At 60.7% G+C, this 24,021-nt stretch carries 21 protein-coding genes and 2 pseudogenes; 10 read left to right on the top strand and 13 right to left on the bottom strand.

The window, feature by feature from the left end; all coding sequences use genetic code 11:
- The first annotated feature begins 53 nt into the window (after positions 1-53).
- Positions 54-437 carry a tetratricopeptide repeat protein gene (locus AC07W4_RS06615; RefSeq protein ID WP_495031898.1) on the top strand — a complete coding sequence of 128 codons (384 nt, stop codon included), beginning with the start codon at positions 54-56 and terminating at the stop codon, positions 435-437.
- Positions 438-668: 231 nt separating this feature from the next.
- Complete coding sequence (locus tag AC07W4_RS06610; protein ID WP_095942803.1) at positions 669-1,028, top strand: PilZ domain-containing protein; 360 nt, start codon at positions 669-671, stop codon at positions 1,026-1,028.
- Between the two features lie 37 nt (positions 1,029-1,065).
- On the opposite strand, the gene AC07W4_RS06605 is transcribed toward AC07W4_RS06610, so the two are convergent.
- Genes AC07W4_RS06605 through AC07W4_RS06580 form a run of 6 tightly spaced genes read right to left on the bottom strand, consistent with a single transcriptional unit; the run spans position 1,066 to position 7,779 of the window.
- On the bottom strand, positions 1,066-2,394 hold the full coding sequence (locus AC07W4_RS06605; protein WP_495031897.1) for a DUF58 domain-containing protein: 1,329 nt from the start codon (positions 2,392-2,394) through the stop codon (positions 1,066-1,068).
- Positions 2,391-3,392, bottom strand: a complete 1,002-nt coding sequence (locus AC07W4_RS06600; protein ID WP_008052490.1) for an AAA family ATPase — start codon at positions 3,390-3,392, stop codon at positions 2,391-2,393. Before AC07W4_RS06600 ends, AC07W4_RS06605 begins: the two co-directional genes overlap by 4 nt.
- Complete coding sequence (locus AC07W4_RS06595; protein WP_495031896.1) at positions 3,389-4,552, bottom strand: DUF4350 domain-containing protein; 1,164 nt, start codon at positions 4,550-4,552, stop codon at positions 3,389-3,391. Before AC07W4_RS06595 ends, AC07W4_RS06600 begins: the two co-directional genes overlap by 4 nt.
- Complete coding sequence (locus AC07W4_RS06590) at positions 4,549-6,093, bottom strand: DUF4129 domain-containing protein (protein WP_495031895.1); 1,545 nt, start codon at positions 6,091-6,093, stop codon at positions 4,549-4,551. The genes AC07W4_RS06595 and AC07W4_RS06590 overlap by 4 nt, the downstream gene beginning before the upstream one ends.
- Positions 6,080-7,057: a stage II sporulation protein M gene (locus tag AC07W4_RS06585; protein WP_495031894.1), complete on the bottom strand. Its 978-nt coding sequence runs from the start codon at positions 7,055-7,057 to the stop codon at positions 6,080-6,082. The genes AC07W4_RS06590 and AC07W4_RS06585 overlap by 14 nt, the downstream gene beginning before the upstream one ends.
- Positions 7,054-7,779 (bottom strand): RDD family protein, encoded by a 726-nt coding sequence (locus tag AC07W4_RS06580; RefSeq protein ID WP_495031893.1) that lies wholly within the window; start codon positions 7,777-7,779, stop codon positions 7,054-7,056. Before AC07W4_RS06580 ends, AC07W4_RS06585 begins: the two co-directional genes overlap by 4 nt.
- A gap of 187 nt (positions 7,780-7,966) precedes the next feature.
- On the opposite strand from AC07W4_RS06580, the gene sbcB reads away from it, so the two are divergent.
- Positions 7,967-9,397 carry an exodeoxyribonuclease I gene (sbcB, locus tag AC07W4_RS06575; protein WP_495031892.1) on the top strand — a complete coding sequence of 477 codons (1,431 nt, stop codon included), beginning with the start codon at positions 7,967-7,969 and terminating at the stop codon, positions 9,395-9,397.
- 99 nt (positions 9,398-9,496) lie between these two features.
- On the opposite strand, the gene mvaT is transcribed toward sbcB, so the two are convergent.
- Positions 9,497-9,874: a histone-like nucleoid-structuring protein MvaT gene (mvaT, locus tag AC07W4_RS06570; protein ID WP_007933316.1), complete on the bottom strand. Its 378-nt coding sequence runs from the start codon at positions 9,872-9,874 to the stop codon at positions 9,497-9,499.
- A gap of 336 nt (positions 9,875-10,210) precedes the next feature.
- Between mvaT and purU the strand changes: the two genes are divergently transcribed.
- Together purU and AC07W4_RS06560 are read left to right on the top strand one after the other, a co-directional pair.
- A complete protein-coding gene (gene purU / locus AC07W4_RS06565) occupies positions 10,211-11,059 on the top strand; it encodes a formyltetrahydrofolate deformylase (protein ID WP_007993692.1) in 849 nt (282 codons plus the stop codon).
- Positions 11,060-11,361: 302 nt separating this feature from the next.
- On the top strand, positions 11,362-11,538 hold the full coding sequence (locus AC07W4_RS06560) for a hypothetical protein (protein ID WP_495031891.1): 177 nt from the start codon (positions 11,362-11,364) through the stop codon (positions 11,536-11,538).
- Here the strand turns inward: AC07W4_RS06560 and AC07W4_RS06555 are convergent.
- From AC07W4_RS06555 to AC07W4_RS06535, 5 genes and pseudogenes are all read right to left on the bottom strand, one after another.
- A pseudogene (locus tag AC07W4_RS06555) lies at positions 11,525-11,648 on the bottom strand (TIGR00374 family protein); the annotation flags it as partial. The gene AC07W4_RS06560 and the pseudogene AC07W4_RS06555 sit on opposite strands and share 14 nt — an antisense overlap.
- 32 nt (positions 11,649-11,680) lie before the next feature.
- On the bottom strand, positions 11,681-12,457 hold the full coding sequence (gene gpgD / locus AC07W4_RS06550; protein WP_495031890.1) for an N-acetylglucosaminyl phosphatidylglycerol deacetylase: 777 nt from the start codon (positions 12,455-12,457) through the stop codon (positions 11,681-11,683).
- Positions 12,450-13,562, bottom strand: coding sequence for an N-acetylglucosaminyl phosphatidylglycerol synthase (gene gpgS, locus AC07W4_RS06545; RefSeq protein ID WP_495031889.1), 1,113 nt, complete (start codon positions 13,560-13,562; stop codon positions 12,450-12,452). The genes gpgD and gpgS overlap by 8 nt, the downstream gene beginning before the upstream one ends.
- Before the next feature lie 211 nt (positions 13,563-13,773).
- Positions 13,774-14,538, bottom strand: coding sequence for a methyl-accepting chemotaxis protein (locus AC07W4_RS06540; RefSeq protein ID WP_412072454.1), 765 nt, complete (start codon positions 14,536-14,538; stop codon positions 13,774-13,776).
- 93 nt (positions 14,539-14,631) lie between these two features.
- A pseudogene (locus AC07W4_RS06535) lies at positions 14,632-15,663 on the bottom strand (HAMP domain-containing protein); the annotation flags it as partial.
- 188 nt (positions 15,664-15,851) lie between these two features.
- Between AC07W4_RS06535 and AC07W4_RS06530 the strand changes: the two are divergent.
- Complete coding sequence (locus AC07W4_RS06530; RefSeq protein ID WP_495031888.1) at positions 15,852-17,330, top strand: helicase HerA-like domain-containing protein; 1,479 nt, start codon at positions 15,852-15,854, stop codon at positions 17,328-17,330.
- A gap of 119 nt (positions 17,331-17,449) precedes the next feature.
- On the opposite strand, the gene AC07W4_RS06525 is transcribed toward AC07W4_RS06530, so the two are convergent.
- A complete protein-coding gene (locus AC07W4_RS06525; protein ID WP_008052476.1) occupies positions 17,450-17,905 on the bottom strand; it encodes a DUF721 domain-containing protein in 456 nt (151 codons plus the stop codon).
- Positions 17,906-18,212: 307 nt separating this feature from the next.
- Between AC07W4_RS06525 and secA the strand changes: the two genes are divergently transcribed.
- The 4 genes from secA to AC07W4_RS06505 all read left to right on the top strand — a co-directional run bounded on the left by secA (position 18,213) and on the right by AC07W4_RS06505 (position 24,017).
- Positions 18,213-20,948 carry a preprotein translocase subunit SecA gene (secA, locus tag AC07W4_RS06520; protein ID WP_032829809.1) on the top strand — a complete coding sequence of 912 codons (2,736 nt, stop codon included), beginning with the start codon at positions 18,213-18,215 and terminating at the stop codon, positions 20,946-20,948.
- A 120-nt stretch (positions 20,949-21,068) separates the two neighbouring features.
- Positions 21,069-22,286, top strand: coding sequence for a bifunctional glutamate N-acetyltransferase/amino-acid acetyltransferase ArgJ (gene argJ / locus AC07W4_RS06515; protein ID WP_495031887.1), 1,218 nt, complete (start codon positions 21,069-21,071; stop codon positions 22,284-22,286).
- Between the two features lie 157 nt (positions 22,287-22,443).
- The gene (locus AC07W4_RS06510; RefSeq protein WP_495031886.1) at positions 22,444-23,076 is read left to right on the top strand and encodes a glutathione S-transferase family protein; all 633 of its coding nucleotides are present in this window, start codon (positions 22,444-22,446) and stop codon (positions 23,074-23,076) included.
- Positions 23,073-24,017 (top strand): Nudix family hydrolase, encoded by a 945-nt coding sequence (locus AC07W4_RS06505; protein WP_495031885.1) that lies wholly within the window; start codon positions 23,073-23,075, stop codon positions 24,015-24,017. The genes AC07W4_RS06510 and AC07W4_RS06505 overlap by 4 nt, the downstream gene beginning before the upstream one ends.
- The last annotated feature ends 4 nt before the right edge of the window (positions 24,018-24,021 follow it).

Raw genomic sequence — 24,021 nt, 5'->3', positions numbered from 1 at the left:
CTGAAGATTTCCGACCATGGGTCGATACAGCGTTCAAGACAGGAGATTTCCCCATGCGTTTCGTTCTCATTGCCGCCATTGCCATCGGCGCCCTCAGTGTCACGGGTTGCACCCGTTGGTCGATGAACCATCACTTGAACAATGCCTACAGCGCCTACGACCGGGGCAATTGCGAGCAAGTGATGCTCGAACTGTCCAAGGTCGAACGTGACAGCCGCGCGCGGCCTTACGTGTGGCCGGAAGTGTCGATGATGCGCGGCCTGTGCCTTGAGCGGCAGAAGATGTACATCGATGCGGTTCAAACCTATCAGTTCATCATGGCGTCCTATCCCCAGAGCGAATATGCCTACCGCGCCCGTGCCCGCATTGAAACCCTGCAGAGCCTGGGCCACTACCCGACGCGCAGTGCTGCAGCGGCAAAACCGGCGCAGTTCTGACGGCCGTAATCCTCTGATCGCTGGCTCACCGGAGGTGGTGAGCTATAGTCCAGGGAACCGGTTTTAGAGCCTTGCCTCTGAACCGGGGCAACACCTGCGACCGGCACAAGCAGGACTCAGCGCTGTCGGGACTGGCGCACCGGAAGCGGGGAGAGCGGGCAAGACTTATGCATACCCGTTCCGAAGCAGTAGTGCGGCTCTGCTTAAGAGCCTTGCATAGCGAATTTGCACATGTTCACCGACCGCCGAATCGAGCGGCATCAACTGCCGTACTTCCTCAAAGTGTTCAACGGCATCACCGGCAAACCCATTGGCTACCTGGGCAATGTCTCTGAAGACGGGCTGATGTTGATCAGCCTGTTGCCAATGATGATCGGCGCGGACTTCAACCTGCGCCTGAAAATACCCGCCAGCGAAGGTGGCCAGCGGATCATCGACCTGCAGGCCTGTTGTCTGTGGTGCCACGAAGATGCGACCCCCCAACATTACGACGCAGGGTTCAGCCTGCAACGGGCGCCACCGGAATATGGGCAACTGGTGGAAGCGTTGAAGCAGTATTTCAGTTTTCTGCCGTTGCCGGCTTCGGCCTGAGATCAATGGGAACGCGGCTGTGAGTGATTGCCAAGGCTCAGAGTCCGGTTCTTTTCCAGCCCAGGTACCGGGTCACCAGCTCTGCCCCCAACTCGCCGGGCCGCGCGTCCATCACCAACACGCCATGAGCGTTCAAGCGCTCGTGGAGTTCGGCGCGAGCATTGAGGTAGTCCACGGTCCCGCAATAGGCCAGCGCTTCGGGCAAAGTCTGCACCGGCGACTGACGCAGGGCGTCGAGCACGTCTTCGCGCAGGCTCGCGACCAGCACCTGATGCTGCCGGCTCAGACGGTGGACGGCTGAAAGCAGTTCATCGTCGGCCTCTTCGCGCAGGTTGGTCACCAGCACCACCAGTGCCCGGCGTTTTTGCCGTGCCAGCAGTTGCGTGGCCGCGGCTTGATAGTCGGCGCTACGTTGGCTGCTGTTCAAGTCATAGACGGTATTGAGCAGGGTGTTGAGATGGCTGGTGCCTTTTACCGGCGCGAGGTAGCGCGGCTGTTCGCTGGCAAAGGTACTCAGGCCCACCGCGTCGCCCTGACGTAGCGCCACGTAGCTGAGCAACAGGCAGGCGTTGAGTGCGTGATCGAAGTGCGACAGTTCATCATCCTGGCTGCGCATGTACCGGCCGCAGTCGAGCATGAAGATGATCTGCTGGTCGCGTTCGTCCTGATACTCCCGGGCAATCGGCGTGCGCTGGCGGGCGGTGGCTTTCCAGTCGATCTGTCGGAGGCTGTCGCCCTCGCGAAATTCGCGCAATTGATGGAATTCCAGGCCCAGGCCCCGTCGTTGTTTGCGGCGCACGCCAAGCTGGCTGAGCCAGTTGTCCACCGCAAGCAATTGCCCTTCATAGAGGCGGGCGAAGTCGGGGTAGACGCGGGTGGCGTCGGGCAGGTCGAGCATGCGTCTGTCCGACCAGAGCCCCAAGGGGCTTGGCAGGTCGATTTCGCAGCGTTCGAAGCTGAAGTGGCCGCGCTTGAGCGGGCGCAGGCGATAACCCGCCAGGCTGTGCTGGCCGGGCTGCAGCTCGACCGTCAGGGGCAGGTATTCGAAATCCAGGCCCGGTGGCACATGGTCGAAGACTTGTATCTTCAGCGGTTGCGCAAAGTCGTGTTCCAGCGTCAGTTGCACCTCGCTCCATCGCCCCAGCGCCAGGCTGCCGGGTATCTGGCGTTTCAGTCGGGGCGACGGCAAGCGCTTCACGCGCAGCGCATCCAGCAGTGCCAGGGCCAGCAGCGCCAGGAGCAACCCCCAGTTGATCGCCATGAGATTCGCAGGAACCGCGAACTCCAATGCCCGCAAAGTGCCCGACACAATGGTGCAGGCAAGCAGGATCAGCAGCCAGGCGAGCATCAGGCGCGAGGGTTTCACAGGCGCGGCGCCGGCACTTGGTCGAGCATCTGCTGGAGCACCTGATCGACATCCAGGCCCTCGATGTCCAGCTCTGGAGCGATGCGCACACGATGGCGTAGCACGGCCAGGGCGCAGCCTTTGATGTCATCCGGAATCACGAACTCACCGCCGCGCAGCAGCGCACGGGCCCGGGCACATCGCACCAGCGCGATGGAGGCGCGTGGGCCGGCGCCGAGGATCAGGCCGGGCCAGTTGCGGGTGGAACGGGCCAGGCGCACGGCGTAATCGAGCACCTGATCGTCCAGGGCCAGGTCGCTGGCGATGCGTTGCAGGGCCAGTACATCCCTGGCCTGCAACAACGTGCGCATCGGCTGGACATCAAGCATGTCGGCCCGGGTCGAGCGGCTGACCTGACGCACCATGTCCAGCTCTTGCCCGGCATCGGGGTAATCCATGCGCACCTTGAGCATGAAACGGTCCAGTTCAGCCTCCGGCAAGGGGTAAGTGCCTTCCTGTTCGATCGGATTTTGCGTGGCGAGCACCATGAACGGTTGCGCAATCGGCAATGGCCGTCCTTCGAGGGTGACTTGCCGTTCCTGCATGGCTTCGAGCAGCGCGGCCTGGGTTTTCGCAGGGGCACGGTTGATTTCGTCGGCCAGTAGGAGGTTGGTGAACAATGGCCCCTTGCGCAGTTTGAATTGCTCGGTCTGCAAGTCATACACGGCATGCCCGGTGACGTCGCTGGGCATCAGGTCCGGGGTGAACTGGATGCGCGCGAACTCACCGCCGAAGCAGCGGGCGAGGGCGCGCACCAACAGGGTCTTGCCCAAGCCTGGCACGCCTTCGAGCAACACGTGGCCACCGGCGATCAGTGCCGTCAGGACGTCGTCGATCACGCTGTCCTGGCCAATCACGGCTTTTTGCAGTTCTTTGCGTACGGCCTGGGCCAGATGGCTGGCACGTTGACGCTGTTGAGCGGCATGGCTCGGTGCGTCGGGCTCGATCGGTTGACTCATAGGGCGTTCCTCAAGATTTGCAGGTGGGCGACCTGACGGCTGAATTCAACGCTGGAAAGCCGTTGTTTCGGTCGCGGGCTCATGGCCTGGCTGATGGCGCGAGTGGGTTGGCCGGTCAGGCGCGCGAGCACCAGCCATTGTTCGGCAATGCCGAGCTGTTCAAAACCGGGGTGGCGACGCCGCACGCGCCGCAGGATGTCCTGCTGCAAGGCTTGCAGCAGGCCGGCCTGACCGTTGCGGCGCAACAGGAAGTCGGCACTGGCGCGCAGGTGCTCCTGCAATTGCCGGCGTGCTTTCGGTGCGGGCTCCAGCAGCGGCCCCTGACGCACGCCAAAGTGCCAGAAACCCAGGCCGATCAAGGCAAGCAACGCAACCAGCGCCTGGGGGAAATAACGCAGCAGCAAGGTCAGCAGGCTGTCGTGATCGGTGTTGAAGATCAGGGTCACGCGGGTGTCGGCGGTCAGGTACCAGAGCAGCCAGGCGTTGTCGTACCGGTCGATGGCCGGGGTTTTCCACAGGTCGGCATCGGTAACCACGATGATCGAGCCAAGCCCGTGGTTGAGTTGCATCATGTGGGTGGCCCTGGCGCTGTTGGCCCAGGCCAGGGCGAGGTTTTTCGGGTCTTCGAGGTGGAACGCGGTATCGAAACCGGCATAGGCCGGGGCGTCCTCGTCTTCCAGATAGAGCTTGGTCAGTAGCGGGTACGGATCGTCACCGATACCCGGCGGTGGGTCCTTGAGGTCTTTGCTCAGGGACTGGTGCAGTTGCACACGGTCGAGCAGCAGGTCATCGCTATGGCCGAGTTTGTCATCCCACAGCGACTCGGCGACGAACAGAAGTCGCCCGCCGGCCCGGGTCCAGTTCATCACCTGGTCGATTTGCCGTGGGGTCATGTTGCCGCGTTCCCCGAGCAACAGCAGGCTGTGTTGATGCGGGTCGAGGCTGGGCAGGATATCGAGGCCGTTGGCGTGGCCGACGTTCAGGCCTTGCTTGCGCAGGAACAACTCGGCCGCCAGATAAGGGTTGGCATCGGCTTCGGGGGAGGGACCGTGGTCGATTTCGGTCTGGTAGGGAGTTGCCTTGAGGTACAGATAAACGCACAGCGCAGCCAGCAACACGGTGATCGATACCCCGGCTATCGAGCCCCAGCGCCGACTCAACGGACTGCCTCCGGGCCGAACAGGACACGCCAGCCATTACACAGTTCCTGCTGCACCTGAGCGGGCGGCAGGCGATGCCCGTAGGCCATGTTTTGCCAGTGCCCGGTCAGGTTTTGGCTGTAGGCCAGCAAGGCCGGCTGCTGCAGTAACTCGACGCGCCTAAGCACCTGGCCTTCAGTGTCGGCGGCCTTGAGCGCGATGTTGAAGTCGTGCAGCAGGCGGCTGAGCAGGGCGCGATAAAGCAAACCAAGCGCTTCGCGTGGATGAGTCTGCCAAAGGCTTTCGGCGTGGGCGGCGATGTCGGCGGGCAGGGATTCGGGCTTGAGGTCCATGCCGAAAGTCTGCTGCGGTAACGGACGCGTGGCTTTCTTGTCGGGGATCGGTCGGCGGCTGACGAAGGCCTGCAACCAGTCGCGATAGCGCCAGATCAACAGGCCGACGGCACCCATGACGATGCCCCACAGCACGATTTCAATCAGGGTCGCCAATGCCCCGAACCCTTGCCCCTCGAACAGTTTCAGCAGGGCCCTCAACCATTGCGGTGTCTTGCCATCGTCCGCGGTTTCAGCACTCGGTTGCTCTTCGCCAAAGCGGTAGCGCGTGACCGATTCCCGGTTCTTGAAGGGCGGCTGTTCGAGGATCGCCTTGATGCTGTCCCTGGAGGCCTGGCTGTTCAGGGGCTGGTCCAGCAGGCGCGGGCTGTCGGGTGAAATGGGCAATTCGGCGGCCCACAGGCTGTGGGTGGTAGGCATCAGCACAATCACGGCCATCAACAGGACCGCGCCTGCACTGACCAGACGCTGGCGCATTCGGCGGAACACCAGTTCGATATCCCAGGCCTCCAGCACGGTGCGCCTGTTCAGGTACAGGCTGAAACCGCAGGCGACATAGATCGGTTCCCAGACTACCAGCACCAGTGCATAAAAGGCGTTGGTCAGGTGTTCCAGCCAGCGCCAGTCCTGGGTGGCCGCCGAGATCAGCGACTGCCAGCTCCAGTCGAGCGCGACCTGTTGTGGCAGCAGCAGATAGAACAACACCATCAAGCCGATCCACAATGCGCCTTCCAGGTGTGCGCCGATGATCGTCAGCCAGCGTGCGGCACCGGCGTCTCGCTGCAACAGCACCTGTAGACGCTGTTGCCGTTGCCGCCCGTCGAGGCCTTCGAGTTGCACCACCGGCATCACGAAGCTGCGGGACAAACTCAGGCGTCGCCAGGTCAGGCTGGCCAGCAATTGCGGTTTGAGCAGGCGTATCCATTGGTGCAGGGCCTGCTTGAGCGTGGGCGTTTCACCGAACATCGCCTGGGACAGGATGTATAGGGGCAGGCGTTCGAATGCCGGCTTCAGCCACCAGAAAATGAACACGGCGAGAGAGGGCGAATCCCAGAGCCCCCAGCTGAGCAGCGCGAAAACCGGCAAGGTGACCAAGGCCCAACTGGTCATCAACAGACGTCGATGGCGCTGGCTCAGGAGCACCCCGAGGTCCATGGCTTCCCAGGTCGAACGTGGGCGAATCACCACCGTGGCGTCACTCAGGCGCATGGCGGTGACGTCCGGAAAACACGAGATAAACCACTACCAGCAGCCAGAGCGCCGCGCCGACCAGGTATTTGGTCTGGTGCGAAGGGCCGGTCATCGATGACCAATAGGCTTCGATAAACGCAGCGATCAACAGAAACAGCATGACCCCGCAGATCAACAGCACGCTCTTGCGCGCAGCCAATCGCAAGGCCTCGGCCCGTGGCAGACGCCCCGGGGCGACCAAGGCCCAACCCAGCTTCAGGCCAGCGGCACCGGCCAGGGCGATGGCGCTGAGTTCGAAAGCGCCATGGCCGATCACGAATGACCAGAAGGTTTGCCCGTAGCCGACGTAGGTCAGGTGCCCGGCCACCGCACCGATCATCAGGCCGTTGAAAATCAGGAAAAACACGCTGCCCAGGCCGAACAGCAAACCGCTGGCGAAGGTCTGAAAGGCAATGCCGATGTTGTGCATGATGTAGTAGCCGAACATCGCCCAATCCTCACTGGCAGCCCGTTCCGCCGTGCGCCCGAGGTGACCGGCAACGGGGTCGTACATGCTTTGCATCTCGCTGACCTGCTCGGCGGGGATCAGGTTGTAGACCAGCTCCGGGTACAGGTACACCAGTAGCGCGAAACCGGCCAGGCTGCCAAAGAACATCAGGCTGGCGGCGAGGACAAAACGCCACTGTTCGCGCACCAGCCGCGGAAAGTCGGCCAATATGAATGCCAGCACGTTGGCCCCCAAACGACTGCGATGACGGTAAAGCTGTTGGTGTCCGCGCAGCACCTGTTGCTGCAAGGAGTCGATCAGAAAACTGCTGTAGCCACGCTCCCGTGCCAGTGCCAGGTGTTGGCAGAGGCGTCGGTAGTCTTTCGGGAAACTGCCGGCGTCGGTGGCTTTACCGTCCCGTTCCAACTGCTCGAGCAGGTGGGAGAAATGCTCCCATTCGGCCTTGTGCCGGCTTTCAAAAAGGCTTTGCTTCATGTCGGCCCCAACAAGCCGCGGGCGATGCCGTTAAGCTCGGTCACCGCCTGCGGGGGCTGGACTTGCAAGGGCTGGGCGAGAATCGAAGCCAGTTCAATGACCCGCGCTTCGGAGAGTTCACCCTGGCGTTCGGCAAACCCGAGGATGGCCCGTTGCTCGGTGAGTGTCAGGACAAAGGCTGGGCGGCGAGGCGGGGCTTCGGGGAGCTGGGGGCGGGTGTGCGGTCGTTCGCGGTAGATCACCAGGGTCCCGGCGGCGATATCGCCGAGGCGTTTGAAGTGGGGGTGTTGCAGGCAACTGATGGCCCCGAGGAAGTAACCGAATGGCAGAAGGTCGACAACGCGCAGCAGGTTGCGCAGCAGCGACGCGGACCAGCCGACCGGGGTGCCATCGTCGTGCACCACCCGCAAGCCCATCCATTGCTTGCCCGGCGAGCGGCCGTGGTTCAGCACCTCGAACAGCACCATGTACCACCAGCTCACCACGAACAGCAGGATAGAGACGAGCCCGGCTCCCAGTTTACCGAGCATCGCCAGCACAATGAACAGCACGCCCAGGACCAGGCCGCGCAAACCAAGATCGATGGAGAATGCCAGCGCACGAACCATCAGCCCGGCCGGCCGCAGTGGCAGGTCGACGCCCTCCGGCGTTTCGACCTGATATCGCGTATCCAGCGGCGGTGACAGCGGCGCAGTCCCTGGCAGTGCTGTGGTCTCGAGCATGGGCAACCTGGTGATGTGGCCGGGATCGGAATTCTGTATCCATTCGATGCTAGCAGCCTATGCGGGGGGAAACGACATAACTATGTATTGCATGGTGAGTCGCGCAAGGTGCTTGAATGACAAGACTACTGGCCGGGGCGGGAGGTGAACGCCTAGACTTTGCCGATCTTCAGTTCAGGAATCGCCCGTGACCTCCATCTTCTGGTACGACTACGAAACCACTGGCATCAACCCCCGTTGCGACCGTCCGTTGCAAATGGCCGGCCTGCGCACTGACTTCGATCTCAATGAAATCGACGAGCCGGTCAATCTTTACTGCCAGCCCAGTGATGACATCCTGCCGCATCCGGCTGCCTGCACGATCACGGGGATCACCCCCGGGCAACTGCAGGCGCAAGGCTTGAGCGAAGCCGATTTCATGACCCGGGTGCATGCCCAGCTTGCGGCACCCGGTACTTGTGGCGCGGGGTATAACACCTTGCGTTTCGATGACGAGATGACCCGCTACAGCCTGTACCGAAACTTTTTCGACCCCTATGCGCGGGAGTGGCAGGGCGGCAACAGCCGCTGGGATCTGATCGATGTGGTGCGCGCGGCCTATGCCTTGCGCCCCGATGGCCTGGTCTGGCCGACCGATGACGAGGGGCGGGTCACGCTCAAGCTCGAACGCCTGACCGCCGCCAATGGCATCGATCATGGCAATGCCCACGAAGCACTGTCGGACGTTCGCGCGACGATCGCCCTGGCGCGCCTGATACGGGAAAAACAACCGAAGTTGTACGACTGGCTGTTTCAACTGCGCAGCAAACAGAAGGTCATGGACCAGATACGCCTGATGCAACCTTTGGTACATGTTTCCGGACGTTTTTCGGCCGCGCGCAACTATGTGGGGGTGGTGTTGCCGCTGGCCTGGCACCCACGCAACAAGAACGCCCTGATTGTCTGTGACTTGCACCTCAATCCCCAGGGCCTGCTTGACCTCGATGCCGAAAGTTTGCGCCAGCGCTTGTATACCCGTCGCGACGAACTGGCCGAAGGCGAGTTGCCGGTGCCGTTGAAGCTGATTCACATCAACAAGTGCCCGGTGGTGGCTCCGTTGTCGGTACTTCGCCAGGAAGATCAGCAACGTCTGGGTCTGGATATGGCGTTGTATCAGCAGAGGGTTTCGCAGCTCAATGACACCCGCAAAGTTTGGCTGGATAAAATCCTGGCGATTTATGCCCGCGAAGATTTTTCCCAGAGTCAGGATCCGGAGCAACAGTTATACGATGGATTTATCGGTGACCGGGATCGGCGATTGTGTGAACAAGTCAGGACCGTTGACCCGATGCAGTTGGCACAAGAGCAGTGGCCTTTCGATGACGAACGTTTGCCGGAATTACTGTTTCGATATCGCGCACGCAACTTTCCCGACACGTTGAATTCCGAAGAGCAAGAACGCTGGCGAATATTCTGTCAGAAACGTTTGTCAGACCCTGAATGGGGTGCGCCAAATACCCTTGATAGTTTTGTGGACGCCGCAGCCCAATTGAGCGTTAGTGTTACTGCGTTTCAGCAAGGGGTGCTCGGTGAGTGGCAGGATTATGTCCAGGGACTGCGCCAGCGTTTGCGTCTTTGAAATCGAACATGCCTGGGATTAAACGCCGCGCATAAAAAAACGCCAGCATTTGCTGGCGTTATTTTTTGTCACGGATCCATCTGCGACAAGCTCTGATGCTTAGCCCAGCAGAGTAGCCCAGCCTTCCACCACGTCACCGCCCCACTTGGCTTTCCACTCTTTCAGAGTCTTGTGGTTGCCACCTTTGGTTTCGATGACTTCACCGTTGTGCGGGTTTTTGTATTGTTTAACTTTGCGGGCACGCTTGGTGCCGGTAGTTTTCACTGCACCGCCGCGTGGTGCCTTGGTTTTGGATTCTGGATCCAGCAGCGCAATGATGTCACGCAGGGACTTGGAGTATTCACCCATCAGGGTGCGCAGTTTGCCTTCGAATTCCAGCTCGGTTTGCAGTTTGTCGTCTTGGGACAGGTTCTTCAAACGGGCTTGCAGCTCTTTGATAGCTTCTTCGGTGGCGCGATATTCGTTGATCAAGGACATGGTGACTACCTTATGTTGTACGCTGGATGGCAGGTGACAGTGCGGCAATAATAGTCACGGTGTTTCATCAAGTAAACATTTAAGGCAAGTTTATTTAATTTAATTGCCGGGGTTTTGGCGCGCATTGGTAGTGCAGTAATTAGTGTGGTCCCGGTCTGTCGGATATACATAAATTAACAATTGACCGGCACCGCAAGAGCATCTGTGCAAGCCGGCACTGCTGGTGTCCGCGCCGCAGCATCGACCTTCCGGCAGGGCGAAACGTCAACAATACTGCAGTTTTGCTGCGCAATCGCTAGAATGGCGGCCTTTGCGAAGTTCTGGAGTTTCCCCCTCATGCGCACTTTTCGTCTGGTGATTTCTTGCCCGGACCGTGTTGGCATCGTTGCCAAAGTCAGTAACTTTCTGGCATCACACAACGGCTGGATCACTGAAGCGAGCCATCACTCGGACAATCTCAGTGGCTGGTTCTTCATGCGTCACGAAATCCGTGCCGACTCCCTGCCATTTGGTATCGAAGCGTTTCGTGAAGCCTTTGCCCCGATCGCCGAAGAGTTCTCGATGGACTGGCGCATCACCGACACCGAGCAAAAGAAACGCGTGGTCCTGATGGCCAGCCGCGAGTCGCACTGCCTGGCCGACTTGCTGCACCGCTGGCACAGCGATGAACTGGACTGCGAAATTTCCTGTGTGATTTCCAACCATGATGACTTGCGCAGCATGGTGGAGTGGCACGGTATCCCGTACTACCACGTCCCGGTCAATCCGCAGGACAAGCAGCCGGCCTTCGCCGAGGTTTCGCGCCTGGTCAAACAGCACGACGCCGAAGTGGTGGTGCTTGCCCGCTACATGCAGATCCTGCCGCCGGAGCTGTGCAGCGAGTATGCGCACAAGGTCATCAACATTCACCACAGTTTCCTGCCGTCGTTCGTCGGCGCCAAGCCGTACCACCAGGCCTCCCTGCGCGGCGTGAAGCTGATCGGCGCGACTTGCCACTATGTGACCGAAGAGCTGGATGCCGGCCCGATCATCGAGCAGGACGTGGTGCGCGTCAGCCATAGCGACAGCATCGAAGACATGGTGCGTTTCGGCCGCGATGTCGAGAAAATGGTGCTGGCCCGTGGCTTGCGTTATCACTTGGAAGACCGCGTGCTGGTGCACGGCAACAAGACCGTCGTCTTCTGACAGACCGGCGGCACCGTTGAAACTCGAAGGGCCTGGGCTAATGCCGATCAGTCAGGCGAACCCAGACGCTACGCCTTCCTTGTAGCAGCTGGCGTAGCCTGCGTCCGGCTGCGCAGCAGTCGTAAATCCGGCTTGCACGATCTCTCTAAGGTACCGCGAACTCTGATTTTACGACTGCTGCGCAGCCGGACGCAGCCTTCGGCAGCTGCTACAGATTGCGTTGTGGCTTAACTGATCGGCATTATGGTCTGGGCGTTCAATCGCTTCAGGCCCTTCGCCGTTTCTGCACCAAGGACATGACCATGGCCGATCCACTGGACAAAGCCACCTCCAAGGCCCCCGCCACGCTGGGCGAGGGTTGCCTGAGCCGCTACGACCCGGATGACATGGGGCCAGAAACCGGTACGGAGTTTCCTGACGCCGCGCAATTGTGGGAACAGTTGCAGCAAGAGCCCCAGGACAAACCTAAGCCTGCCTGAGGCTCATCAACGTCATCAGCAGCGGCCGACCCGGCATCAGCAAAAACACCGGCCCACCGACCAGTAAAAAGAAGTAAATAGGTCACCACCCGCCAAATCAGAATCGCCGCGAGCAGGCCGCCGGGCAACAGCAGTCCGCGACTCATGCGGCACGCCCCAGTCGGTCGTTTTGCAGCGCCAGCCAGTGGGCCTTGGTCATTGGCACCCGTCCGTTGTCGAGCAGGCGCTCAAGGGTTTGTAGCCAGTATCGATGTGAGAACTCATGGCGCATGTCCACCGGGTGCAGGCCCAGGCGAATCACCGGGGCGTGCTGCCAGAGCTGTTCACGCCGGTCGCTGACGAGCTTCGATACGCCCCGGCGCCAGGCGCTGCGCGCACTCCAGACCAGCCCCGGCGCCTCGATCGCAGTGAAATCTGGTAGTCGGTATAAATGTTGCGAGTCGCTGGTGTAACTCAACGGCAATTGGCGCAATACCTGGCGAGTGCCTTGGCTCATCAGCCAGGCCGGGGCAACGAACCCCGCGAGCGGCCAGTCATGGCGGTGGAACATCTCGATACCCGAACGCAGGCGGGCGAGGGCGGCTTCTTGTGACAAACGATAAAACTCGCCTTCGTGGGTGTAGACCCGACGCATGAACCAGTCGCGGGGATTGATGGTCATCGGCCCGTCGTCGCAATGGAAATAGCCATGCAATGCCATTTCGTCGCCCCGGACGACCCTGGCACCGAGCTGACGGCAAAATTGCGGATGGGCGTCCAGATTGTTGTGTTTGTGGAAATCCGGGACCACCAGCCAGGTGATCGGCACGTCACCCAAGGCGTCGACGGCTTTGACGAATGGCTGGTAATCGGCCCAGGTGGGCGGTGCCACGTCGTGCAGTACCAGCAGTAAAGCGGGCCTGTTCATGGGCTCAACCATTGGCGGTCAGCGGCCATTGGCTGCCGAGCACGGCGTGGTAATGGCGCAGCAGGCTGTTGACCACCGTGTCCCAGGCGTAATGTCGTTCGACATGTAATCGCGCTTGTCGGCCCAGCGCTACGCTGCCCGAGCCAAACAGTTCTCGAACAGCGGTGGCCATCGCGGCGGGATTGTTCGGCGTACAGAGCCGGCCGCAGTCCTCGGTGACGATTTCCTCGAAGGCCCCGGCCGCCACGGCTACCACCGGAATACCGCTGGCCATGGCCTCCAAAATAACCAGGCCGAAGGTTTCCTGATCGCCGGCGTGAAGCAAGGCGTCGGCGCTGGCCATCAGGCGGGCCACCTGCGCCGCCGGGCAGAACTCGTCGATCACCGTCACGTTGGACGGCACGGCCGTGGGCATCGACGAGCCAACCAGCAACAGGTGATAGCGTCGGCCCAGGCGTTTCATGCAGTCGAGTAGCACCGGCAGGTTTTTTTCCTTGGAACCTCGCCCGGCGAAGATCAAGAGGCGGGTGTTTTCGTCCAGGTCCAGTTCGGCACGCAGCCCGGGGTCTCTGGCATCGGGATTGAAGGTTTGCAGGTCGACACCGAGCGGTTGCACGTAGACATTCCTGACCCCAAGCCCGGTGAGCTTGTCGGCCATGACCCGGCTGGGCGCCAGGACCCGGTCGAAGTTGCCGTAGAGCTTGCTGACATAGGCCTCGACGTTGTTGGTCACCCAATTGCCCATGCGGTTGCGGACCAGCAGCGGCAGGTCCGAGTGATAAAAACCGATGACCGGCACATCGAGTTGGCGCCGTGCATCCAGTGCCGCCCAGGCAGTGAGGTAGGGGTCGCCGACTTCGATCAGATCGGGCTGCAAGTCTTGCAGGACATTGCGCCAGGGTGCGAGGCGCAGAGGGAAGCGATAGCCCTTGCCGAAAGGCAGGGCAGGGGCGGGAACCGTGAAGATGCCATCCTGCTCGCTAAAAGAAGATCCGGGAATCAACAAACTGTGGCGAATGCCCGGCTTGATCCCCAAACGACGGTGCTTGGCATCCAGGTAAGTGCGCACGCCACCGCTGGCAGGGGCGTAGAACATGGTGATGTCAGCGATATGCACGATGAACGATCCTCCAGTCCCGGTACTCCCTTGGTTGACCTATATGAAGGATAGATGTTCGGTTGGGGTTGTGCGGGTGGGGGTGTCAGCGGGGATATGTATCGTTTGACAGGCCGCCTTCGCGGGCAAGCCCGCTCCCACAATAGATCTCCAGTGCGACAAAGATCCCTGTGGGAGCGGGCTTGCCCGCGAAGGGGCCCGCAAGAGCACCTCAGATCCTGAAACTGCCCACCAACTGCTTCAACCGCGCCGCCTGTTGCTCAAGATCCGAGCAGGCGCGCAATGTCGATTGCAGGTTTTCCACGCCTTCCTGGTTCAGCGTGTTGATCTCGGTGATGTCGACGTTGATCGACTCCACCACGGCGGTCTGTTCTTCGGTCGCAGTGGCCACCGACTGGTTCATGCCGTCGATTTCACCGATGCGCAACGTCACGCTGTTCAGGCGTTCACCCGCGAGGTTGGCGATTTCCACGCTGTCCTGGCTGTGGCGCTGACTGTCGCTCATGGTGCTGACCGATTCCCGGGCACCGACTTGCAGTTCCTCGATCATGGTCTGCACCTGTTGCGCCGATTCCTGCGTGCGGTGTGCCAGGTTGCGCACCTCGTCCGCCACCACGGCAAACCCACGACCGGCTTCACCGGCGCGGGCGGCTTCAATGGCGGCGTTGAGTGCCAGCAAGTTGGTTTGCTGGGAAATGCTGGTGATCACTTCGAGAATCTGCCCGATGTTCACCGTTTTGCTGTTCAGCGATTCGATGTTGGAACTCGATGCGCTGAGCATGCTCGACAGTTGATTCATCGCCACGATGCTGCGGTCCACCACTTGCTGGCCGTCTTCGGCCAGGCTGCGGGCATCGCTGGCCTGGCTCGAAGCCTGAGCGGCGTTACGGGCAATTTCCTGGGCGGCGGCGCCGAGTTGGTTGATGGCGGCCGCGACGCTGCTGGTGCGCGAGGCTTGCTGGTCGGAGTTGAACATCGACGAGTTGGAAGCGGCCACTACGCGCAAGGCCACTTCGTTGACCTGCCCGGTTGCCGAGGACACTTCGCGGATCGAGCCGTGAATGCGCTCGACGAACCGGTTGAACGCGGTGCCCAGGGTGCCGAATTCGTCATTGTTCTGGATGGTCAGGCGCTTGGTCAGGTCGCCTTCGCCGTCGGCGATGTCGGCCATGGCGCGGGTCATGACGTGCAACGGCTGGATCAGGATGCGAATCAGCATGCCGAGCAGGGCGATGATGATGGCCACGGCAATGACGGTCGCAATGACAGCCGAGGCGCGGAATTTGCTGAGCATCGAGTAGGCTTTTTCTTTGTCGACCGATACACCGATGTACCAGTTGACCGACGACAAGCCTTTGATCGGGGTGAAGGTCACGATGCGGGTTTTGCCGTCGACCTGGATTTCGCTCATTGCGCTGCTGATGGCCGGCGTGTCTTGCGGGTAGACATCCTTGAGCATCTTCATCGCCAGCGCTTTGTCGGGATGTACCAGGATCTTGCCGTCGGAGCTGACCAGGAAGGCATAACCCATACCGTCGAAATCCAGTGTGCCAAGGCTGTCGGCGATCACCTGCAAACTCAGGTCGCCACCGACCACGCCTATGTTCTGGCCGTCCTTGATAACGCTGTCGACAATGGATATCACCAGTTGGCCGGAGGCCAGATCAATATAAGGCTCGGTCAATGCCGAACCGCTGCTCCCTTGCGCGCTCTTGTACCAAGGGCGTGCACGCGGGTCATAGCCATCGGGCATCTTGCTGTCTGGGCGAATGATGAATGAGCCATCCTTGCTGCCGAGGTAGGCGCCCATGAAGGTCGAGGTCACGGCTTTTTGTACAAGCAGGCTGGAAACGTTGTCGGCATCGGGGTTGAGCGCGACGGTTTGCGACAGGTTTTCAATCAGCAGGCTGCGCCCGTTCAACCAGGTCTGGATATTGTTAGCGGTAACTCCGCCCATTTCCTGCAGATAATTTTCCAGGTTTTCGCGAATGGCATTGCGCTGCAAATAATCGTTGTACAGCGTGAATGAGGCGAAGGCGGCAATCACAATGAGGGCGGCGGCAAGCAGGATTTTATGGCTGAAACGCAGATTTTTGTTCATGGCTTGGGGTTCCGCTAAGGTCTTAATGTCCAGCGCGTGCTTTTATAAAGGGACGCACGACGGGCAAGGTTGAAAGCAAGTGAATTTTCCGACTCTCCTTAGGGAAATTTCCGACCAGATCGTGTCTGACTGCTTTGTCGTTATCTCTATCGGCCGTGCAGGACCAAAGATTAATCATGGGTGACCAAATGCCTGACTCATTGCAACTCGTTATCGGCGCCGATCTCAAAGGGCAGCCGATTGCCCAGGCCATGCGCCTGGCGAACCGCCACGGATTGATCGCGGGCGCGACCGGCACCGGCAAGACCGTCACTTTGCAACGATTGGCCGAAGCCTTCAGCGATGCCGGCGTGGCGGTGTTCGCCGCCGACATCAAGGGTGACCTGTGCGGACTTGGCGCCGCGGGCAACCCTCAGGGCAAGATCGCCGAGCGGATTGCCGGGATGCCCTGGCTCAACCATAAGCCTCAGGCTTATCCCGTGACGCTGTGGGACATACACGGTCAGTCCGGTCATCCTTTACGCACAACCTTGAGTGAAATGGGGCCGCTACTGCTGGGCAGCCTGCTGGAGCTGACCGACAGTCAGCAGTCGGCGCTGTATGCCGCGTTCAAGGTGGCGGACCGCGAAGGCCTGTTGTTGCTCGATCTCAAGGACCTGAAGGCGTTGCTCAATCACCTGCGGGACAACCCCCAGTTGCTGGGCGACGATGCGGCGTTGATGACCACCGGCTCCAGTCAGGCGCTGCTGCGACGACTGGCGACCCTGGAGCAACAGGGCGCCGAAGCCCTGTTCGGCGAGCCGGCGCTGCAACTCGAAGACATCCTCCAGCCCACGGCGGACGGCCGTGGTCGCATTCATTTGCTGGATGCCAGCCGCCTGGTGCATGAGGCGCCGAAAGTCTACGCGACGTTCCTGCTGTGGCTGCTGGCCGAGCTGTTCGAACAGTTGCCCGAGCGTGGCGATGCCGACAAACCGTTGCTGGCGCTGTTCTTCGACGAGGCCCACTTGCTGTTCAACGGTACGCCCCAGGCATTGCGTGATCGCCTGGAACAGGTCGTGAGGCTGATTCGTTCGAAAGGCGTGGGCGTGTATTTCGTCACCCAGTCGCCGGGTGACCTGCCTGATGATGTGCTGGCGCAGTTGGGCTTGCGCATCCAGCACGGTCTGCGTGCGTTCACCGCAAAGGAGCAGAAGTCCCTGCGCGCGGTGGCCGAGGGTTTCCGGCCGAATCCTGCGTTCGATGCCTTAGCGGTGTTGACCGAACTCGGGATCGGTGAGGCGCTGGTCGGCACCCTGCAGGAAAAAGGCACGCCGGAAATGGTCCAGCGGGTGCTGGTGGCACCGCCGCAATCGCGGATCGGGCCTTTGACGGAAACCGAGCGCACGATATTGATCGCAGGCTCACCGTTCAAAGGGCGTTATGACCAACCGATCGATCGCGAATCAGCCTATGAGGTGCTGGTGGGACGCAAGGGACTGGCGCCTGAGCCCGAAGCGGAGCAGGGCAAACAGGAACCGAGCTTCACCGAGCAGGCGGGAGAATTCCTCGGTACCGCGGCAGGGAAGGCGCTGAAATCGGCGATGCAACAGGCGGCAAACCAGATTGGCCGACAGTTGGTGCGCGGCTTGATGGGCTCGTTACTGGGCGGCAGCAAGCGCCGGTAGCAAGTGGACACAATCTAACTGTGGGAGCGGGCTTGCTCGCGAAGGCGTCAGTACATTCAACATTGATGTGACTGATGTACCGCTTTCGCGAGCAAGCCCGCTCCCACATTGGTCCAGTGTCAGGTTTTGGATTTGGCGTGCGCCGCCAACCGCTCCAGCGCCGCCCGCAAATTCGGGTCGCTGATGCCATCGGCCGTGGCCTGAATGGTCGCTGCCGCGTCGTTGGACAAATCCATCGTATGCCCGGCCGCACCTTGCTGAACGGTCGGCGGTTGAACTTTGAACAGGATCCGGGTCAGATTGGCAAACTCGTCGAACATTTGCAGTTGCCGTTGCAGGCGTTTCTGCTGGTAGCGCAGGCGGGTTGCCCAATGACCGTCAGTGACAATCAGCAACAAACTGCCTTCGCGCCAGGAAGCCACGTGGCAATGCTCGCGAGCGGCGGGTTGCAATTGGCTTTCGAGCAAACGTTGCAGATGACCCAGGCGTTGAGCGTGGCCGAGAATGGCCTTCAGCGGCTTGGCTTCGCGTAGTAGAACGGCAGGTACTTTGGCCGTAAGTGGGCGAAATGCCATGATCAGACACCTGAAGTAACAGAGGCGCCATGGTAGCAGAAAGCGCCGGATGCACCCGCCCATTGCTTTTGTGGGTGCTTTGCCCATTAAATCAACAACTAACTTCTGCCTTGAACGGCTTGAAGTTGAGCAAAACGCCCTTATTTTAAGTGAGCCCCGTCAAAGCGCTGTGCCAGCATCGTGGAATATCGCCACTTTCCTCTCCATCGTTTCCGGGTAGAATGCTCGTTCGCATGCGGCCATGAGGGCTGCACGGGCGACTCACGGGGCCGCCCTCCATCCCTTTAGTGTGGAAGATCCTGCCGATATGTTTGCGCCTTTGTTAAAGAAACTTTTTGGAAGCAAGAACGAGCGTGAAGTCAAACGCATGCTCAAGACGGTGCAACTCGTCAATGCCTTCGAAGAGCAAATGGTGGCCCTTTCGGACGATCAATTGCGTGCCAAGACAAGCGAGTTCAAGGCCCGCATCGCCAAAGGGGAATCCCTCGACAAACTGCTGCCAGAAGCCTTTGCGGTCGCCCGCGAAGCCGGCAAGCGTGTCATGGGCATGCGCCACTTCGATGTCCAGCTGATCGGCGGCATGACCTTGCATGAAGGCATGATCGCGGAAATGCGTACCGGTGAAGGCAAGACCCTGGTGGCAACACTGGGCGTTTACCTCAACGCGCTGTCCGGCAACGGTGTGCACGTTGTGACGGTGAACGACTACCTGGCCCGCCGCGACGCCAACTGGATGCGCCCGCTGTATGAATTCCTCGGCATGACGGTCGGCGTTGTCACGCCGTTCCAGCCGCCGGAAGAGAAGCGCGCTGCCTACGCCGCCGACATCACCTACGGCACCAACAACGAATTCGGTTTCGATTACCTGCGCGACAACATGGCGTTCAGCATGGAAGAAAAATTCCAGCGTGAACTCAATTTTGCCGTGATCGACGAAGTCGACTCCATCCTCATCGACGAAGCCCGTACGCCGCTGATCATCTCCGGTCAGGCCGAGGACAGCTCCAAGCTGTACATCGAGGTCAACAAGCTGATCCCGCAGCTCAAGCTGCACGTTGAAGAAGTCGAAGGCGAAGTGACCCAGGCCGGTCACTACACCGTCGACGAGAAGACCCGTCAGGTCGAGCTCAACGAAGCCGGTCACCAGTACGTCGAAGAAACGCTGACCCGCATCGGCCTGCTGGCTGAAGGCGAGAGCCTGTACTCGGCGCACAACCTGAGCCTGCTGACTCACGTCTACGCCGGCCTGCGCGCGCACAAGCTGTTCCATCGCAACGTCGAATACATCGTGCAGGACGGTCAGGTCATACTGGTCGACGAGCACACCGGCCGTACCATGCCGGGCCGCCGCTTGTCCGAAGGCCTGCACCAGGCCATCGAAGCCAAGGAAAACCTGAACATCCAGGCCGAAAGCCAGACGTTGGCGTCGACCACCTTCCAGAACTACTTCCGTCTGTACAACAAGCTGTCCGGCATGACCGGTACGGCCGACACCGAAGCGTTCGAGTTCCATCAGATCTATGGCCTGCAGGTCATGGTGATTCCACCGAACAAGCCGCTGGCCCGTAAGGACTACAACGACCTGGTGTTCCTGACCGCCGACGAGAAATACGCGGCAATCGTGGCCGACATCAAGGAAAGCATGGCCGCGGGCCGTCCGGTTCTGGTCGGTACTGCCACCATCGAAACCTCCGAGCACATGTCCAGCCTGCTCGTGAAGGAAGGCATCGAACACAAGGTCCTGAACGCCAAGTTCCACGAAAAGGAAGCCGAGATCATTGCCCAGGCCGGTCGCCCGGGCGCACTGACCATCGCCACCAACATGGCCGGTCGTGGTACCGACATCCTGTTGGGCGGTAACTGGGAAGTGGAAGTGGCTTCCCTGGAAAACCCGACCCCTGAGCAGATTGCCCAGATCAAGGCCGACTGGCAGAAGCGTCACCAACAAGTGCTCGAATCGGGCGGTTTGCAGGTGATTGCCTCCGAGCGTCATGAATCGCGCCGTATCGACAACCAGCTGCGTGGTCGTGCCGGTCGTCAGGGCGACGCCGGTTCCAGCCGTTTCTACCTGTCGCTGGAAGACAGCCTGATGCGCATCTTCGCCTCTGACCGGGTGAAGAACTTCATGAAGGCTCTGGGCATGCAGCCTGGTGAAGCGATCGAGCACCGCATGGTGACCAACGCCATCGAAAAGGCCCAGCGCAAGGTTGAAGGCCGCAACTTCGACATTCGCAAGCAACTGCTCGAGTTCGACGACGTCAACAACGAACAGCGTAAAGTGATCTATCACATGCGTAACACGTTGCTGGCCGCCGACAACATCGGCGAGACCATCGCCGACTTCCGTCAGGACGTGCTCGACGCCACCGTCAGCGCGCACATTCCTCCGCAATCGCTGCCTGAGCAGTGGGACGTGGCAGGTCTGGAAGCTGCATTGCAGAGCGATTTCGGTGTGACGCTGCCGATCCAGCAATGGCTCGACGAAGACGATCACCTGTACGAAGAAACCCTGCGCGAGAAACTGATGCAGGAACTGATCGCGGCGTACAACGAGAAAGAAGACCAGGCGGGCGCCGAAGCGCTGCGCACCTTCGAGAAGCAAATCGTTCTGCGCGTACTGGACGACCTGTGGAAAGACCACCTGTCGACCATGGACCACCTGCGTCACGGTATCCACTTGCGTGGTTATGCCCAGAAGAACCCGAAGCAGGAATACAAGCGCGAGTCGTTCACCCTGTTCTCCGAATTGCTGGATTCGATCAAGCGCGATTCGATCCGTGTGCTGTCCCACGTTCAGGTTCGCCGCGAAGACCCGATCGAAGAAGAGCAGCGCCTGCGTCAGGAAGCCGAGGCATTGGCCGCTCGCATGCAGTTCCTGCATGAAGAAGCCCCAGGTCTGGAGCAGCCGGAAGTGTTGGGCGAAGAGGTCGATGTTGCCCTCGCTGCCGCGCCGGTTCGCAACGAGCAGAAGCTGGGTCGCAATGAGCTGTGCTACTGCGGTTCGGGCAAGAAGTTCAAGCATTGCCACGGGCAGATTCAGTAAAACCCGTTTCAATCGCTGAAATACCCGCGCCGCGACCGGCTTCTGCCGTCGCGGCGTTTTACCATTCGAACCACCGTTCTGCTGAAACGGTGCAGACATCATTTATAAAGGAGCGCATTCATGGCTGTTGGTCTTGGTCCTTTGCCAACGTTGCACCCGGTTGCCGGTTTTGAACTCGGTATCGCCTCGGCCGGCATCAAGCGCCCGGGGCGCAAGGATGTTGTGGTCATGCGCTGTGTAGAAGGCTCCACGGTTGCCGGCGTGTTCACCCTGAACGCCTTTTGCGCCGCACCGGTGATCCTGGCCAAGCAACGCGTGCAAGGCCCTGTGCGTTACCTGCTGACCAACACCGGCAATGCCAACGCCGGAACCGGTGAGCCTGGCCTGGTCGCCGCCGAGCGCACTTGCGCGAAACTGGCCGAGTTGACCGGTGTCGATGCCAACCAGGTGCTGCCGTACTCCACCGGTGTAATCGGCGAGCCACTGCCGGTCGAGAAAATCGAAGGCGCGCTGCAGGCGGCCCTCGACGACCTGTCGATCCACAACTGGGAAGCTGCCGCCACCGGCATCATGACCACAGACACCCTGCCAAAAGGCGCGAGCCGTCAGTTCCAGCACGACGGTGTGACCATCACCGTTACCGGCATCAGCAAAGGCGCCGGCATGATTCGCCCGAACATGGCGACCATGCTCGGCTATATCGCCACCGACGCCAAAGTCTCGCGCGACGTGCTGCAAAACCTGATACTGGACGGCGCCAACAAGTCGTTCAACCGCATCACCATCGATGGTGATACATCGACCAACGACTGCTGCATGCTGATCGCCACCGGTCAGGCCGCACTGCCGGAAATCACCCGCGCCGAAGGCGAGCTGTTCGCCAAGCTCAAGCAAGCGGTGTTCGAAGTGTGCATGGACGTGGCCCAGGCCATCGTTCGTGACGGTGAAGGCGCAACCAAATTCGTCACCGTTGAAGTCAATGGCGGCGGCAATCACCAGGAGTGTCTGGACGTCGGTTACACCGTGGCTCACTCGCCGCTGATCAAGACCGCGCTGTTTGCTTCGGACCCGAACTGGGGCCGTATCCTGGCGGCCGTAGGCCGTGCCGGTGTGCCAAACCTGGACGTGAGCAAGATTGACGTGTTCCTCGGCGACGTGTGCATTGCCAGCCGTGGCGCGCGCGCGGCGACCTACACCGAAGTCCAGGGCGCGGCGGTGATGCAGCAGGAAGAAATCACTATCCGTATCGAGTTGGGTCGTGGCGATTGCAGCGAAACCATCTGGACCACCGACCTGTCCCACGAGTACGTGAAGATCAACGCCGAGTACCGTACTTGATACACGGTTCATGACCGAGTCGCCCCATTCGCGAGCAAGCCCGCTCCCACATTTGATTTGTGTACACCTCAAACCACTGTGGGAGCGGGCTTGCTCGCGAAGGCGGCCGATCAGACACTAAAGAGTCTGGCCATACCCCCACCAAAAGGTCCCGAATATGAGCCTGCACCTGATCATCGGCGACAAACTGCATTCCTCCTGGTCCCTGCGCGGGGCCCTGGCCCTCGATCTGGCTGGCGCCTCCTACACCGAAGAATTGATCAAGCTGAACCAGCCGGACACCTGTGAGCGTCTGCTCAAGCATTCGCCCACCGGCAAGGTCCCGCTGCTGAAAACCGAACACGGCACCATCGCCGACTCCCTGGCGATTGCCGAATACCTGGCAGAACAGTTTCCCGACGCGAACCTGTGGCCCAAAGACACTGCCGCCCGCGCCCAGGCACGCTCGGCGTGTGCGCAGATGCACAGCGGGTTTTTCGCCATGCGCGGCAACATGCCGTTTGACCTGAGCCATGACGCCCCGTTGTCGCCAGTCCCGGCTGACGTTCAGGCCGACATCGAACGCATGTCGGCGCTGTGGGCCGAATGCCGTGCTGCCGCGACCGAAACCGGGCCGTACCTGTTTGGCCGTGCAACCCTGGCTGACGTGTTTTTCGCACCGATTGCCGTGCGTTTGCGCACCTATCAGGTGAAGCTGTCTGCAATTGACGAAGCCTACGTTGAAACCCTCTACCAATGGCCGGCGTTCAAGGCCTGGCAGAAGGCCGGACTGGAGGAGTTGGAAAAGTGAAGCGAGTCCATGTCGCCGCCGCCGTCATCCGCGATGGCAGTGGCCAGATCCTGATCGCCCGCCGTGCCGATTCACAGCACCAGGGTGGCCTGTGGGAGTTTCCAGGCGGTAAGGTCGAGGCCGACGAGTCGGTCGAAACCGCACTGGCCCGCGAACTTCATGAAGAGCTAGGCATCGTGGTCGGCGCTGCGCGCCCGCTGATCAAGATCCGGCACGATTACCCGGACAAGCAGGTGTTGCTGGATGTCTGGGAAGTCTCATCGTTTACCGGCGAACCTCACGGCGCCGAAGGCCAACCGCTGGCCTGGGTGTCGCCCCGGGATCTGTCGGGTTACGAGTTTCCGGCGGCCAATCAGCCGATCGTCGCAGCGGCCCGATTACCGTCGCAGTACCTGATTACCCCGGAAGATCTGGAAACCCCGGCCTTGCTGCGGGGAATCCAGAAAGCCATTGCCGGCGGTATCAAGTTGATCCAGTTGCGTGCACCGAACGGATACGACCCGAAGTATCGCGACCTGGCCGTGGATGCGGCAGGACTGTGTGCCGGCAAGGCGCAATTGATGATCAAGGGGCCGTTCGAATGGCTGGGCGATTTCCCGTCCGCCGGTTGGCACATTACCTCGGCGCAGCTGCGCAAGTACGCAGCGGCTGGCCGACCGCTACCGGCATCGCGCTGGCTGGCGGCGTCATGCCATAACGCTGAAGAGTTGGAGCTGGCTGAACAGATGGGAGTGGATTTCGTGACCCTGTCGCCGGTTCAACCCACCCTGACTCACCCGGGCACCGAGCCGTTGGGTTGGGAGCAGGCGTCGAGCCTGATCGAAGGGTTCAGCAAGCCGGTGTTCCTGCTCGGCGGGGTTGGCCCGGCTGAGGTCGAGAAAGCCTGGGCGGCGGGTGCGCAGGGTGTGGCGGGGATTCGGGCGTTTTGGCCTGAGGCCTGATTTT

The organism is Pseudomonas sp. GW821-FHT02A08 (assembly GCF_059422045.1).
Note: the sequence above shows the minus strand (reverse complement) of the source record. Positions and strands in the feature narration are given on the sequence as shown.